14 protein-coding genes are annotated in these 13903 nt (G+C 34.3%); all 14 read left to right on the top strand.

The genetic code is table 11. The features are described 5' to 3' along the window. Nucleotides 1-100 precede the first annotated feature (100 nt). Genes CCON33237_RS04775 through CCON33237_RS04710 form a run of 14 tightly spaced genes read left to right on the top strand, consistent with a single transcriptional unit; the run spans nt 101 to nt 13884 of the window. On the top strand, nt 101-1324 hold the full coding sequence (locus tag CCON33237_RS04775; protein WP_054196624.1) for an argininosuccinate synthase: 1224 nt from the start codon (nt 101-103) through the stop codon (nt 1322-1324). A 24-nt stretch (nt 1325-1348) separates the two neighbouring features. Further along, nucleotides 1349-1795, top strand: coding sequence for a 50S ribosomal protein L9 (gene rplI / locus CCON33237_RS04770; protein WP_054196623.1), 447 nt, complete (start codon nt 1349-1351; stop codon nt 1793-1795). Beyond that, on the top strand, nt 1796-2329 hold the full coding sequence (gene hslV / locus CCON33237_RS04765) for an ATP-dependent protease subunit HslV (protein WP_021084582.1): 534 nt from the start codon (nt 1796-1798) through the stop codon (nt 2327-2329). 8 nt (nt 2330-2337) lie between these two features. Further along, complete coding sequence (gene hslU, locus CCON33237_RS04760; protein ID WP_054196622.1) at nt 2338-3660, top strand: HslU--HslV peptidase ATPase subunit; 1323 nt, start codon at nt 2338-2340, stop codon at nt 3658-3660. Beyond that, on the top strand, nt 3657-4526 hold the full coding sequence (gene era, locus CCON33237_RS04755) for a GTPase Era (RefSeq protein ID WP_054196621.1): 870 nt from the start codon (nt 3657-3659) through the stop codon (nt 4524-4526). Before hslU ends, era begins: the two co-directional genes overlap by 4 nt. Nucleotides 4527-4585: 59 nt before the next feature. Next, nucleotides 4586-6106 (top strand): hypothetical protein, encoded by a 1521-nt coding sequence (locus CCON33237_RS04750; protein ID WP_054196620.1) that lies wholly within the window; start codon nt 4586-4588, stop codon nt 6104-6106. Then, nucleotides 6103-6750, top strand: coding sequence for a hypothetical protein (locus tag CCON33237_RS04745; RefSeq protein WP_054196619.1), 648 nt, complete (start codon nt 6103-6105; stop codon nt 6748-6750). The genes CCON33237_RS04750 and CCON33237_RS04745 overlap by 4 nt, the downstream gene beginning before the upstream one ends. Continuing rightward, on the top strand, nt 6750-7163 hold the full coding sequence (locus tag CCON33237_RS04740) for a hypothetical protein (RefSeq protein ID WP_054196618.1): 414 nt from the start codon (nt 6750-6752) through the stop codon (nt 7161-7163). The genes CCON33237_RS04745 and CCON33237_RS04740 overlap by 1 nt, the downstream gene beginning before the upstream one ends. Further along, entirely contained in the window at nt 7141-8661 is a 1521-nt protein-coding gene (mshL, locus tag CCON33237_RS04735) for a pilus (MSHA type) biogenesis protein MshL (RefSeq protein ID WP_054196617.1), read from the top strand. Before CCON33237_RS04740 ends, mshL begins: the two co-directional genes overlap by 23 nt. Then, nucleotides 8654-9481, top strand: coding sequence for an ATP-binding protein (locus CCON33237_RS04730; protein ID WP_054196616.1), 828 nt, complete (start codon nt 8654-8656; stop codon nt 9479-9481). The genes mshL and CCON33237_RS04730 overlap by 8 nt, the downstream gene beginning before the upstream one ends. Continuing rightward, a complete protein-coding gene (locus CCON33237_RS04725) occupies nt 9474-10352 on the top strand; it encodes a hypothetical protein (protein ID WP_054196615.1) in 879 nt (292 codons plus the stop codon). The genes CCON33237_RS04730 and CCON33237_RS04725 overlap by 8 nt, the downstream gene beginning before the upstream one ends. Continuing rightward, on the top strand, nt 10349-10888 hold the full coding sequence (locus CCON33237_RS04720; protein ID WP_054196614.1) for a hypothetical protein: 540 nt from the start codon (nt 10349-10351) through the stop codon (nt 10886-10888). The genes CCON33237_RS04725 and CCON33237_RS04720 overlap by 4 nt, the downstream gene beginning before the upstream one ends. Before the next feature lie 9 nt (nt 10889-10897). After that, nucleotides 10898-12649, top strand: coding sequence for a GspE/PulE family protein (locus tag CCON33237_RS04715; protein WP_054196613.1), 1752 nt, complete (start codon nt 10898-10900; stop codon nt 12647-12649). Beyond that, a complete protein-coding gene (locus tag CCON33237_RS04710; RefSeq protein ID WP_054196612.1) occupies nt 12646-13884 on the top strand; it encodes a type II secretion system F family protein in 1239 nt (412 codons plus the stop codon). The genes CCON33237_RS04715 and CCON33237_RS04710 overlap by 4 nt, the downstream gene beginning before the upstream one ends. The last annotated feature ends 19 nt before the right edge of the window (nt 13885-13903 follow it).

The raw sequence follows: 13903 nt of genomic DNA, 5'->3' as shown, positions 1-13903 counted from the left end.
AAAATTTCTAAGAAAAAAACTTGCATTATTTATTAAATTAGTTTATTAAAAATTAATCAATTTAGGCTAAAATACGACCATTTTAACAAAAGGAAGAGCTATGAAAAAAGACGTAAAAAAAGTGGTTTTAGCATACTCTGGCGGACTTGATACAAGTATCATTTTAAAATGGCTTCAAGATGAATATAACTGCGAAGTAGTCACATTTACAGCTGACATTGGCCAAGGCGAAGAGCTAGAGCCTGCACGCAAAAAAGCCTTAGCACTTGGTGTAAAGCCTGAAAATATTTTTATAGAAGATTTAAGAGAAGAATTTGTACGCGATTATGTATTTCCTATGTTTAGAGCAAACGCAGTCTACGAGGGCGAGTATCTACTTGGCACTTCGATAGCGCGCCCACTAATAGCAAAACGCCAAAGCGAGATCGCAAGACTTGTTGGCGCTGATGGTGTGAGCCATGGAGCAACAGGCAAAGGCAACGACCAAGTTCGCTTTGAGCTTGGATACTACGCACTCGGCGACAACCTAACTATCATCGCCCCATGGCGCGAGTGGGATCTAAATAGCCGTGAAAAACTTTTGGCATACGCTGAGAAAAACGGCATAGATATCACCAAAAAACCAGGCAAGAGCCCATACTCAATGGACGCAAATTTACTTCACATAAGCTATGAAGGCCTAGTACTTGAAGACCCGAGCCACGCACCAGAAGATGATATGTGGAGATGGAGCGTTGACCCTAAAAATGCCCCAGATAAGAGCGAAATCATCGAGATCGGCTATGAAAAAGGCGATCCGGTTAGTATAAATGGCAAAAAAATGAGCCCAGCTGAAATTTTAACCGAACTAAACCGCCTTGGGGCAAAACACGGCATCGGCAGACTTGACATTGTAGAAAACCGCTCAGTTGGTATGAAGAGCCGCGGCTGCTACGAAACTCCAGGTGGCACAATAATGCTAAAAGCTCACAGAGCGATCGAAAGTATCACGCTTGACCGCTGTGCTGCCCACTTAAAAGATGAGATCATGCCAAAATACGCCGAGCTAGTTTACAACGGCTACTGGTGGTCACCTGAGCGAAATATGCTCCAAGCTCTCATCGACAAAAGCCAAGAACACGTAAATGGCTCTGTAAAAGTTGAGCTTTATAAAGGTAATGTGATCATCCTTGGCAGAAACAGCAAAGATGATAATCTATTTAGCGAAGCATACTGCACGTTTGAAGAAGACAGCGTTTATGACCAAAAAGACGCAGAAGGATTTATTAAACTAAATGCACTTCGCTTTATAATCGCACGCAAAAACGGGCGAAAATTTGACTAAAAATAAAATTTAAAAAGGACAAAAATGAAAGTATTATTAATAAAAGATGTAAAAGCACTTGGTAAAGCTGGCGAGATAAAAGAGGTAAAAGATGGCTATGGCAATAATTTCTTAATCGGCAAAGGCTTTGCAAAAGCAGCTACTCCAGACGTTCTTCGCCAATATGAAGCAGCTCAAAAAAGAAAGGCTGAAGAGCTAAAATACGAGATCGCAAATTTAGAAAAACTCAAAGAAGAGCTTGAAAAAGTGACAGTCGTCATCAAAAAAACTCTTGGTGCAAATGGCTCACTCTTTGGTTCAGTCTCGAAAGAGGAGATCGCAGCAGAGCTTGAAAAAACACATCATTTAGTTGTCGAGAAAAAAGCGATCGATATGGATACGCATCTAAAAGCAGTCGGCCTTTATGACGTTCATGTAAAGCTTGGACACTCGATAAATGCGAGCTTGAAGGTTGATGTGCAAGGAGAGTAGATGTTTCATGCGACAACCATCTTAGCCTACAAAGGCAAAAACAAATCAGTCATCGGCGGCGACGGACAGGTAAGCTTTGGCAATACCGTTTTAAAAGGCAACGCCGTGAAAATTCGCAAAATTCACAACGGCAAAGTCCTAGCTGGCTTTGCTGGCAGCACTGCTGATGCGTTTAATCTCTTTGATATGTTTGAGAAAAATTTGGAGCATACAAAGGGCGATTTGCTAAAGGCGGTTATAGAATTTAGCAAAGAATGGCGCAAAGACAAGTATCTAAGAAAGCTTGAAGCGATGATGCTTGTACTTGATAGGGATAAAATTTTCTTACTTAGTGGCACTGGGGATGTTGTAGAACCAGAAGATGGCAAGATAGCAGCTATCGGAAGCGGTGGCAACTACGCTCTCTCAGCGGCACGTGCCTTAGATAAATTTGCCGATATCGACGAAGAAGAGCTAGTCAAAGAGAGCCTTAAGATCGCTGGCGAAATTTGCATCTATACAAATACAAACATCAAAACTTATGTTTTAGAATAAGAGAAAAAATGAACTTAACACCAAGAGAAATTGTTAAATTTTTAGATGACTATGTGATCGGTCAAAAGGACGCCAAAAAGATCATAGCAATCGCACTTCGCAACAGATATCGCCGTATGAAGCTTGAAAAGAGCCTGCAAGATGACATCATGCCAAAAAATATCTTGATGATTGGCTCAACTGGCGTTGGTAAAACCGAGATCGCAAGGCGTCTTTCAAAGATGATGGGACTGCCTTTTATCAAGGTAGAAGCTAGCAAATACACTGAAGTTGGTTTTGTCGGTCGTGATGTTGAGAGCATGGTTAGAGACCTTGCTATGGCATCATACAACCTCGTAAAAAACGAGCAAAGCGAGAAAAATCAAGATAAGATAAATGCCTATATCGAAGAAAAGATCGTCTCAAAGCTATTGCCACCGCTTCCAAAGGGTGCTAGTGAAGAGAAGCAAGCAGAGTATGCAAAGAGCTATGAAAAAATGCTAAATAGGCTAAGAAACGGCGAGCTTGACGAGCTAAGCATCGAGATAGAAGTACAGCAAAACCCACTTGAGGCGGGCTCAAATGTGCCACCTGATATGGCGCAGATGCAAGAGAGCTTTATAAAGATAATTGGCATCGGCGGTAAAAACATCAAAAAAGAGATGAAGGTAAAAGACGCTAAAAAAGCCCTTCAAAGCGAAGCAAATGATAAAATTTTAGACATTGAGAGCATAAAAACAGAGGCAATAAAAAGAGCTGAAAACCAAGGCATCATCTTTATAGATGAGATAGATAAAGTGGCTGTTGGTTCGGGTAGCTCAAACAGGCAAGATCCTAGCAAAGAAGGCGTGCAAAGAGACTTGTTGCCGATAGTTGAGGGTTCAAATGTAAATACCAAATTTGGAAATTTAAAGACAGATCATATTTTATTTATCGCTGCTGGCGCCTTTCATATAAGCAAACCAAGCGATCTCATCCCTGAGCTTCAAGGCCGTTTTCCACTAAGAGTCGAGCTTGATAGCCTTGATGAGGACGCGCTTTATCAAATTTTAACTCAGCCAAAAAATTCGCTTTTAAAACAATACATTGCCCTACTCTCAACCGAAAATGTTGAACTAGAATTTGACGATGAAGCAATAAAAGAGATAGCCAGGATCGCCCACGCCGCAAATGAAAAGATGGAAGATATCGGTGCTAGACGCCTTCATACGGTGATCGAGCGCGTTATAGAAGATATTAGCTTTGAAGCTAGCGAAAAGAGTGGCGAGAAGATAAATGTGACAAAAGAGCTCGTAAAAGAGCGTCTAAAAGACGTGATCGAAGATCAAGATCTAGCGAGGTACATACTTTGAAATCAGGCTTTGTTAGCATCATAGGACGCACAAATGCTGGCAAAAGCTCGTTTTTAAATGCCTTGTTAAACGAAAAGATCGCCATTGTTTCGCACAAGCAAAACGCAACTCGCAGGAAGATAAATGGCATCGTGATGAACGGTGAAGATCAGATCATCTTCACCGACACGCCAGGGCTTCACGAGAGTAACAAGGCGATAAATCAACTGTTAATAAACCAAGCTATAAAATCGATGGGAGACTGCGATCTCATCGTATTTTTAGCGCCCATTCATGATGACACAGAGGACTATGAGAAATTTCTAGCACTAAATCCTGAAAAACCACATATTTTAGTTCTGACTAAAGTTGATGAAAGCTCAAACGCAAAAGTTTTAGAAAAGATCACTCAGTACCAAAAATTTCAAGATAAATTTGCAGCTCTGCTTACTTTTAGCACCAAGCAGCCTACCTATAAAAAGCCGCTTCTTGATGAAATTTGCAAGCTTTTGCCAGAGCATGAGTATTTTTACGATCCAGAATTTCTCACGCCGACAAATGAGAAGGAAATTTATAGAGAATTTATACTAGAAGCGATATATGAAAATTTAAGCGATGAGATCCCATATCTTAGCGATGCGATCATAAAAAGCGTCAAAGAAAAACCAGGTATTACTGAAATTTATGCAAGTATCATCACTGAGCGTGAAATTCACAAAAGTATGATCATCGGTAAGAATGGTGAAACGATAAAACGAATAGGAATTTTTGCAAGAAAGTTAATACAAAATTTAACCGGATCAAAGGTCTTTTTGAAACTCGATGTAATCGTTAAAAAAGGCTGGAGTAAAGAAGAAAAGAGCCTTAATAAAATAATTGGATGTTGATTTTTTATTTCAAAAATATTAAAATACGGCCCAATTAGAGCATTATGAGGTAAATTTTTATGTTAAAGCTTAGAAAGATTAACGATAATCCAATCGTTACTCTAGATCCTTATGAATATGAAGGTTTTAGATTTTCTAATAGCAATGTTGATACACTAAGTCTTTCAAAGAATATTCTAAAGCGAGACTTTTTTATATCTTATATCGAGTACAAAGATATAATAACAGCTACCATAAACATCTCAAGAACAATAGATGATGAGGATATTGAAAATAATATCTCGATCAAAATTTACGAAGAGCTCTCTCTTGATCCTGCGATTGACTATAAAATAGTTTATTTTGAAAGCAATGTTGAAAAAGAAGATAGAATTTTTAATGTTTTTATTGCTACAAATGAAACGATAAATAAAATTTTTAAAAATATTTCTAAAAGAGTACCTTTTATAGATTATGTCGTTGTAGAACCGCTTTTATATAGTGCTATATATAAAAAAGGCTTACTTCCTAGCACTCAGAGTGATTGTTTTTTGACATTTAGGGCCGATGAAGCATTTATAAGCATTTATGTAAATGGAGAATACCTTACATCAAGAGGTTTAAGATACACACTAAATTATCTAAAAGATAAATTTATAGAGCAAAGCGGCGAAAGAGTAAGCCTAGAAAGCTTTTTAGATATCCTAAAGACAAGAGGACTTTTAGATAGTAATGAAGAAGGCTTTAGCTACGATCTAAATACTGTTTTTGAGGACTATATATTTTACGTAAATGACACGATAAATGTTGTCAATAGAATCTATAGCATAAATATAAAAAATATCTATATTGACTGCGACTATGAAATAGAGCATTTAGAGAAATTTATAAATACAAAGCTTGGCACAAATGCTACGAAATTAAATACAAGCACTGTAATAAATTCTAAAAATTTAGCTATCAGCGAACGCCATAATATGATGGCTTTGTATGCAAATTTTTACAAAAAAGAGGCCTTTAATGCCGATTTTAACTTCTCAAATTTGCTTAGGCCTGATCCGTTTACAAGAAGAAAAAGCGGTAAATTTATACTGACATGTGCTGCTGCTTTTTGCCTAAGCATGTCCTATCCACTTTATAATTATATAGCTGGCAGTATTTTAGAGGCAGATTCGCAAAGACTAAGCGATGAGCTTGATGTGCTTAATGCACAAGCAGCACAAATAAGAAGTACTCTTGAAAGACTAGAAAAAGAGCAAAATGATATAAAAGGATTAACTGATAAAGAGGAAGAGAAGTTAAATTTTAGAAAAGGGTTGCTTCAAGAAATTGAAAACAAAAAAGATCATTACGTAATGAAAGGTTTAAATCTTTTTGAGATTGCCGATATGATAAACAACAATAGCATTTTTATAACAAATATTAAAAACAACGATAAAAATTTAACTGTAACGGTTGTTAGCGACAATGAAAAAAGGATTACGCAGCTAATAAAAGATATTAGCAAGATGCCTAAATATTCAGTAAATACAAAAAAAATTAAAGAAGATAGGCAAAACAACGAGTATGAAAGTAATATAAGTATAGAGATTAGACAATGAGACAAGATGTTTTAAGTAAAATAGATAAGTATTTTGATGCAAAAAAACAAAGTGAAACAAATATAATTTTTTTGGGTTCAGCTTTAATTATTATTTATATTGTTTATATGCTTTGCTTTGATCCGTCGCAAGATTTTTATGATGAAAGACTTAATACACATACTAAAATTAGCAATGATCTTTCAAGAACAAGAGATTATTTAAGATCGACTAGCTCACCTAGTGGGGATAAAAATTTTAAAATAAATGAAGAGACCAAAATACTTGAAACGCTTAAAGGCAAATATTCTAGTGTTTTAAAATTTAATGCCCATTTTGACTCAAAGCTAAAAGAACTATCGTTTTTATTATTTAACGATCAAAATTGGGCAAATTTCTTAGACAACATCGTATCTTTAGCAAAGCAAAATAATATAAAAATTTTAGAGTTAAAAAGCGATATAAAAGAGCCAAATTTCCAAAAAATTGAGCAAATTTTAAATATTGACTTGACATTTTTGGGAGGTTTTAAAGATATGCTTTCATATATAAATGGCCTTGAAGAATCAAAGCTAGTGGTTGATCTTCATAAAATGGATGTAAATTCTACCCAAAAAGAGCTTGGCGCTAAGATCTCAATATCTGTTTGGGGGATGAAATACTAATGAAAATAAAAATTTTATTGGCTTTTTTATTTTTAAATATTGCTTTTGCTAATCAGCTTCAAGATGAAATGGACTCTTATGATAAAATTTTTGAAAAAATAAAGGAAAAAAGAAGCGGTCTTAGCGATATTGAGCTTTCAAGTATAAAAAATCCTTTTAAGCAAGAACCTATCAAGACGGTAACAGATCAAAATTTATCAATTATCACTCAAGCTTCAAAAGGGCTTAGTTTAAAAGCAATTTTATTAAACAAAGCAAATATTGATTCCAAGTGGTATGCTGTTGGTGATATTGTTGATGGTTACAAAATAGCCAATATTACTAGAAATAGTGTTTTTTTAGTAAAAGGCGATGAAAAACAAGAGCTAATTTTAAAAAATGGAAGTAAAAATGTTGAGATTAAAATTAAATAAAATATTAATAATAGGTGCACTCATTTGCTTGAATATGAATTATGCTAGTGCTAATGAGAGTAGTTGTTTAAGCAAGAATTTTAATATGAAAATTTCAGATGATGTTGCGCTAGTAGATGTGTTAAATCAGCTTTCAGAGATGTGTAACTTTAGCATTGTTGCAAAGGATACTTATAGCAAGACAGAACTAAAAGATAAAGTTTTTGGTGTTAATATCAGAAATATGAGTCTTAGCGAAGTTTTTGACCTGCTTTTAAGTGAGAAAAATTTAAGCTACGAGTTTTCAAATAATGTATTAAAAATTTCATCTTTAAAAACTCAAATTTTTAAACTAGATTATATAACTTCTATTAGAGAAGGAACTGCTGTCACCCAAGCTTCAGTGGATGCTACTCCATCTGAAATTTCTAGTGGTTCAAGTAGTAGCGATAATTCCCAAGATGATAGTTCCCAAGGCTCAAGCAACCTTATAAAAACTACCGAAAGGTTTGATTTTTGGGAAAAACTAGATGCTGAGCTCAAAGCTATTTTAAATAATAGTAGCGAACATATCACAGCACCTGATCCTATCATAAATCAAAACGCAGGCCTTATCACTGTTACGGCCACTCCTTCTCAACTTAAGCGTGTCGAAAAATATATAGATGAAATGCAAAAAAGACTAAAAAAACAAGTAATTATTGATGTTTCTATTATTTCAGTTGAATTAAATAATGAATACAAGCAAGGCGTCGATTGGAGTAAATTTGAACTTGGATTTAATACATACATTGGCAATTCAAGAAACAATCCGAGTTCAAGTGCTACTTGGACAAATAAAGGCAATAGCCTAAGTGATGGATTTGGACGTACATTAAATATTGCAGCTAATTTAAATTTTAGCCTTGATGGAATGATAAATTTTCTTGAGACAAATGGAAAGACAAAGGTTATATCAAGCCCAAAAGTAACAACACTTAATAATCAGCAAGCTCTAATCTCAGTTGGTGATAACATAAACTACCGTGTTCAACAAAAAACCGATAATGGAAACAGCAATAGTGATAGGCTAACAACTACTTATAAACAATACTCTGTTTTTATAGGCATATTATTAAATTTATTACCAGAAGTTTCTGATAATAATAAAATCATGCTTCGAATCAATCCATCGCTTAGTAACTTTAAATACGCTGAAGACGACACAAGACAAAATGCGTTAAGAGAGATTGCTCCAGATACAGTACAAAAGAAGCTTTCAACTGTTGTTCAAGTTGATAGCGGTGATACTATTATTCTTGGTGGATTAATAGGCCAGACAAAGGGTAAAAATAATACTTCTGTACCTCTTCTTTCTGATATCCCACTTATAGGTGGTGTCTTTAAAAGTACAAGAGACAATATAAAAACAACAGAGCTTATCTTTGTCATCACTCCTCATGTAGTTGATTTTGACAAAAAAAAGCTACTTAATCAATCATTAAAAGACTTAGGTTTTTCTAAAACGATCTATGAATAACAAGAATATTTATACAGATATAAAAGATATCTTTATCAACGAAGACGAAGTAGCTGATTTTGTTAATCTAGATAACTCAATCACTTGTTACAATAAGATCGTCTCGGCTCTAAAAAAGCCATTAAAGCTTATACTTTTTTATGGCAAGCCTGGTAGTGGAAAGACCTTTTTGTTAAACAAGATAGCCTCTGATCTTCAAAAGGATAAAAAATTAATTTTTTTTCCACATCCTTTTTTTAGCGAGGCTACATTTATAGAAGCCCTTTGTGAGGATATATACGGAAATAAGCTTGATAATATAAATAATTTTGAAAGTTTTGTCGCACACTACTCAAAAGAATTTAAAAATAAAGATGAAATTTTACAAAACCAAATAGTTGTCATCCTGGATGAAGCACAACTTTATCCTACTGAATTGATCGAAAAAATAAGGCTAATGGCCGATACAAGATTATTTAAATTTCTATTTACTATTCATAAAACTGAAAATGAAGATGTGTTAGCAAAGGACTATTTTCAAACTAGAATTTGGGAGAGCATAGAGCTTGGAAGTGCAAACACAAATGAAATCATAGTTTATTTACAAAGAAAAATAGGACAAAAGGGCTACGATAAATACCTAAATTTTCAGAAAAAAGACTATGACAAAGCCTATGAGCTTTGTTGTGGAAATCTACGCACACTAAATAAAATTATGTATAAATTTTATGAAATTTGTGAATATTACGAACAAAATCAGCCATCAAAATTAAGTAGCGAGGACGCAAATATTAAAATTTTGACAATGTCTGCACTTGATACAGGAATAATTCATGCTTGAGTTACAAGAAATTCAAAGGCTAGAAAAGCTTTATGAAGAGTACGAAAAAAAGAATAAAAATAGCTTTTTAAAATTGTTATCACATAAAAAGCTAGGTCTTTTAATAATTACGATCTTGCTAATTGCTTTTATCTTTGGTGCTTTTTTATTTTTCTCAAATGCTAAAAACGAAAAAGAGACAACCAATACTCCAACTTTAGTTGAGAAAAATTTGACAATACAAACAGATATAAAAGAAAAAAACATAACCTTTACTGAAACTAATGTCAGCAAAAATATTTTAGAAGATGGCAAACAAAAAAGTGAGCAGGCAAAGGAGAGGTTTGAATCAGATAAGAAACAAGATGAGCTCGCTGAGAAAATAGCTAAAAAGCTAGAACAATCCATAAAGCTAAATGAAGATAATAAAGAGCAGGCACCAGATAAAAAACAAAGAAGTGGTGGCGGTTGGCTAAAGCTAAATTTACCAACTGAAAATGAAAATATACAAAATGAACAGCCTCTACCAAATGAAGAGATAATAGAATTAGAACCAAAGGCAAAGCCAAAAATTGATATTCAAATTTCAAGTGAAAACAATGAAATATCTATGCTAAAAGAAAATTTTAATAAAAGCAAAAATCCAGAAATCGCCCTTAAAATAGCAAGAAAATGCTATCAAGACAAAAGATATAGCGACACTATAAAATGGGCACTATCGGCAAATAATTTAGATAGTAGCATTGAGGAGTCTTGGATCATGTTTGCTAAAGCAAAATATATGCTAAAACAAAAAGATGACGCATTGCGCGCATTAGAAGAATATAATAAAAATAAAAATAGGCCAGAAATAAATGAGCTAATAAATAAGATAAAAAGTGATACCTTGTGAAATTTTTACTTATTATATTTTTATCTTTAAATGCCTTTGCGCTTGGAACGGCTGACATTAAAAGTTATTTTGAAAAGGCTGAATATCCTAAAATTTGTAATCAAAAAATACAAGATCTTTTAAAAGATTCACAAAATGAAGAATTTCTTAATATCTTTGGTATATCTTGCTTAAAAACAAATGATATAGATAGGCTCGCTCTTCCAGCAAGCAAACTATCAAAAACACAAAGTTCAAGAGAGAATGCAGCATATTTTGCTGATATATTGCTTAAAAAAAAGCTATTGCTTCATGCTATCTTGGATGGGGCTGATATAAGCTATATTAGGCTTCCAAAGAGCGATTACATTCTTTCATTTATATTTGATAAATTTGTCAAAAAAGAATACGTTGAGGAGCTTGGCGTATTTATTTTTGAAGAGCCAAATTCAGATACAAGATATGAGCTTAGTGCGATCGCTGGCTCAAATTTTGCAAAAATGATTTTAAAAATTTTTAAAAATGACGATCTTACTTCGCAGATTGAGTATAGATAAAGAGAAGAGATGAATAATTTAGAAAATTTAACGCTAAAGACATTAGAACAACTTAATAAACTAAATGATGAGCAAATTTTAAAGATTATAGAGATAAAAAAGATAAACGAAAAAAGTCTTTTGGCTATTTTGCTTGAAGAAAATATGCTAGAAGAAGAGATTTTTTTTGAAATTCTATCTGATATTTATAGAAGAGGACACACTGACATTGATGAAATTTCGACTAGTCTTCAGATAGATCAAAAGCGCTTTATTCAATATGTATGTGATAAATTTAAAATCACATTTTTTGATCTTGATGATATAGATATCGACTACCGTATAAGTGAAAAACTTAGCACCTCGCAGCTAAAATCATATAACGCCATCCCTGTAAAAGAAGATGAGATAAGCGTTTATGTTGCTTTTAAAAATCCTTTTGACGTGATTATTCAAGATAAAGTTCAAAATTTATTTAACAGAAAGCTATTAAAAGTAGCTTGCGCCGACCCAGCCCAGATAGAAAAATATATAAACAAAATAGCTCTTAATGAAAGCATTAAAGACGTTATTACAGAGATTAGAAAAGAGCTTTCAAGCTCTAGCAGCCAAGGGCAAAGCACAGAAAGCTCTGGAATTTTAAAGCTAATTGAGATAATTTTAAAAACATCTATTCAAAGCAGAGCGAGCGATATCCACATCGAGCCAACCGAGACAAACTGCATCGTAAGAAGCAGGATAGATGGCATGCTAAGCGAGACATTTATATTTGATAAAGATATCTATCCGCCGATGGTAAGCCGAATGAAGCTACTTTCAAACATGGATATCGCGGAGCGCCGCCGCCCACAAGATGGTAGATTTTCAGCTCAAATTTTAGATAAAGAGTACGATTTTCGTATCTCTACACTACCTATTTTAAACGGCGAAAGCATAGTTTTAAGAATTTTGGACAAATCAAAGGTTATCATAAACATTGAAGACCTCGGTATGCATCCAGATAACTTTGCTAAGTTTAAAAAAAGTATGAAAGCGCCTTATGGCATCATCCTTGTTACTGGTCCGACAGGATCAGGAAAAACGACTACACTTTATGGTGCATTAAATGATATAAAAAGTGTAAAAACTAAGATTATTACCGTTGAAGATCCGGTTGAGTATCAGCTAAATATGATCCAACAAGTACATGTAAATGAGAAGGCTGGGCTTACTTTTATCTCGGCTCTTCGCTCTATTTTAAGGCAAGATCCAGATATTATTATGATAGGTGAGATCAGAGATCAAGAGACACTTAGAATCGCGATTCAAGCGGCACTAACTGGCCACTTGGTTTTTTCTACACTTCATACAAATGACGCTATTAGCGCTTTGCCTCGTATGGTTGATATGGGCATTGAGCCATATTTAGTAAGTGGTGCACTAGTTTGCATAGAGGCTCAAAGGCTTGTAAGAAAGCTTTGTCCGTATTGCAAACAAAAAGTCACGCTATCTCAAAAAGCTCTTGATGAGATTAAGAAATTTCTCCCTGAAGATTATCAGTTTTATAAAAGCGTAGGTTGCCAGCACTGCTCACAAACCGGATATCTAGGGCGTGAAATGATAAGCGAGATATTGTCTATCAGCGATCATATAGCAAGTATCGTAGCAAATAACGCTTCAAAAGAAGAGCTTAAAAAGGCTGCCTATGACGAAGGCTTTATAGATATGTTCCATGATGGCGTTATACGCGCAGCAAATGGTGTAACAACAATCGAAGAAGTATATAGAGTTGCCAAGATATGAAATTTTACGAAATAGAATATATAAAAGATGGCAAACGCCAAAAGATGAGCCTAAAGGCTAATAGCAAAAATGATGTAAAAAATCGTGCAAATATTCAAGGCATGATAGTAAAGATCAAAGAAACTCAGGTCTCAAGTATCAATAATTATTTTTTGGACTTGCAAGAAAAATTTAACAAAATTTTCTCTTCTTCAAAAGTAAAAATTCCAGCTCTTGTTGCTACCATAAGGCAACTTAGCGTTATGACTAATGCTGGCATATCAATACATGATGGCATAAAAGAGACAGCAAATGCTACCGAGGATAAAAGGCTAAAAACAATATTTCAAACATTAGATGAAGACCTAAATCAAGGTGCAAGCTTAACTCAAAGTATAGAAAATTTTCAAGAAGAGCTAGGCGATGTCACTGTTGCCATGGTAAGGCTTGGAGAGAGCACTGGTAATATGGCTGACGCATTATCTAAGCTAGCTTCTATCTTGCAAGAAGTCTGGGATAACCAACAAAAATTTAAAAAAGCCATAAGGTATCCAATAACCGTAATATGCTCTATAATTTTGGCTTTTATTGTGCTCATGACATCAGTTGTCCCACAATTTCGAGAAATTTTTAGCCAGCTTAATGCCGATCTCCCACTTCCTACTAAAATTTTACTAAACATTGAATATATAATGAGCAATTACGGTATATACATAATAGTTGTTCTTGTCACATTTGTTTTTTTGCTAAAAAGGCAATATTCAAATGATGAAAATTTTAGGGATAAGGTCGATAAATATCTACTAAAAGTCTATCTTGTAGGCAAGATAATATTTTTTGCAAATATGAGTAGATTTAATCTAATCTTTACAGAGCTTGTTCGTGCGGGACTTCCTATCGCTGATGCGCTAGATACTGCCGTTGTAACTGTTTCAAATCAAGACATAAGAAATAAGCTAACTGCTGTAAAAGTACTGGTTGGCCGCGGCATAAGCTTAACCGAGGCCTTTAGGCAAACTGGACTTTATGAGGGTATGCTTATACAGATGATAGGTGCTGGCGAACAAAGTGGTAGCTTAGACGACATGACACAAAAAGTTACTGATTATTATAGAGTGAAATTTAATGATATTATTGATAATATTTCAAACTATATTGAGCCGATACTACTAATATTTATCGCAGCTATGGTGCTTTTGCTCGCCCTTGGTATATTTATGCCAATGTGGGATATGGCAAAAGCTGTTAAAAATTAAATCAACATTTAAAGGAGTA

Source organism: Campylobacter concisus, assembly GCF_001298465.1.
In the GTDB taxonomy this organism is placed as follows: Bacteria; Campylobacterota; Campylobacteria; order Campylobacterales; family Campylobacteraceae; genus Campylobacter_A; species Campylobacter_A concisus.
The sequence above is the reverse complement of the archived record's forward strand: the minus strand, read 5'-3'. Positions and strand labels throughout refer to the sequence as shown.

What these genes read in the sequence shown, in the direction of transcription:
- CCON33237_RS04775 (WP_054196624.1), top strand. Translation starts at nt 101, where the DNA reads ATGAAAAAAGACGTAAAAAAAGTGGTTTTAGCATACTCTGGCGGACTT.
- rplI (WP_054196623.1), top strand. Translation starts at nt 1,349, where the DNA reads ATGAAAGTATTATTAATAAAAGATGTAAAAGCACTTGGTAAAGCTGGC.
- hslV (WP_021084582.1), top strand. Translation starts at nt 1,796, where the DNA reads ATGTTTCATGCGACAACCATCTTAGCCTACAAAGGCAAAAACAAATCA.
- hslU (WP_054196622.1), top strand. Translation starts at nt 2,338, where the DNA reads ATGAACTTAACACCAAGAGAAATTGTTAAATTTTTAGATGACTATGTG.
- CCON33237_RS04750 (WP_054196620.1), top strand. Translation starts at nt 4,586, where the DNA reads ATGTTAAAGCTTAGAAAGATTAACGATAATCCAATCGTTACTCTAGAT.
- CCON33237_RS04745 (WP_054196619.1), top strand. Translation starts at nt 6,103, where the DNA reads ATGAGACAAGATGTTTTAAGTAAAATAGATAAGTATTTTGATGCAAAA.
- CCON33237_RS04740 (WP_054196618.1), top strand. Translation starts at nt 6,750, where the DNA reads ATGAAAATAAAAATTTTATTGGCTTTTTTATTTTTAAATATTGCTTTT.
- mshL (WP_054196617.1), top strand. Translation starts at nt 7,141, where the DNA reads ATGTTGAGATTAAAATTAAATAAAATATTAATAATAGGTGCACTCATT.
- CCON33237_RS04730 (WP_054196616.1), top strand. Translation starts at nt 8,654, where the DNA reads ATGAATAACAAGAATATTTATACAGATATAAAAGATATCTTTATCAAC.
- CCON33237_RS04725 (WP_054196615.1), top strand. Translation starts at nt 9,474, where the DNA reads ATGCTTGAGTTACAAGAAATTCAAAGGCTAGAAAAGCTTTATGAAGAG.
- CCON33237_RS04715 (WP_054196613.1), top strand. Translation starts at nt 10,898, where the DNA reads ATGAATAATTTAGAAAATTTAACGCTAAAGACATTAGAACAACTTAAT.
- CCON33237_RS04710 (WP_054196612.1), top strand. Translation starts at nt 12,646, where the DNA reads ATGAAATTTTACGAAATAGAATATATAAAAGATGGCAAACGCCAAAAG.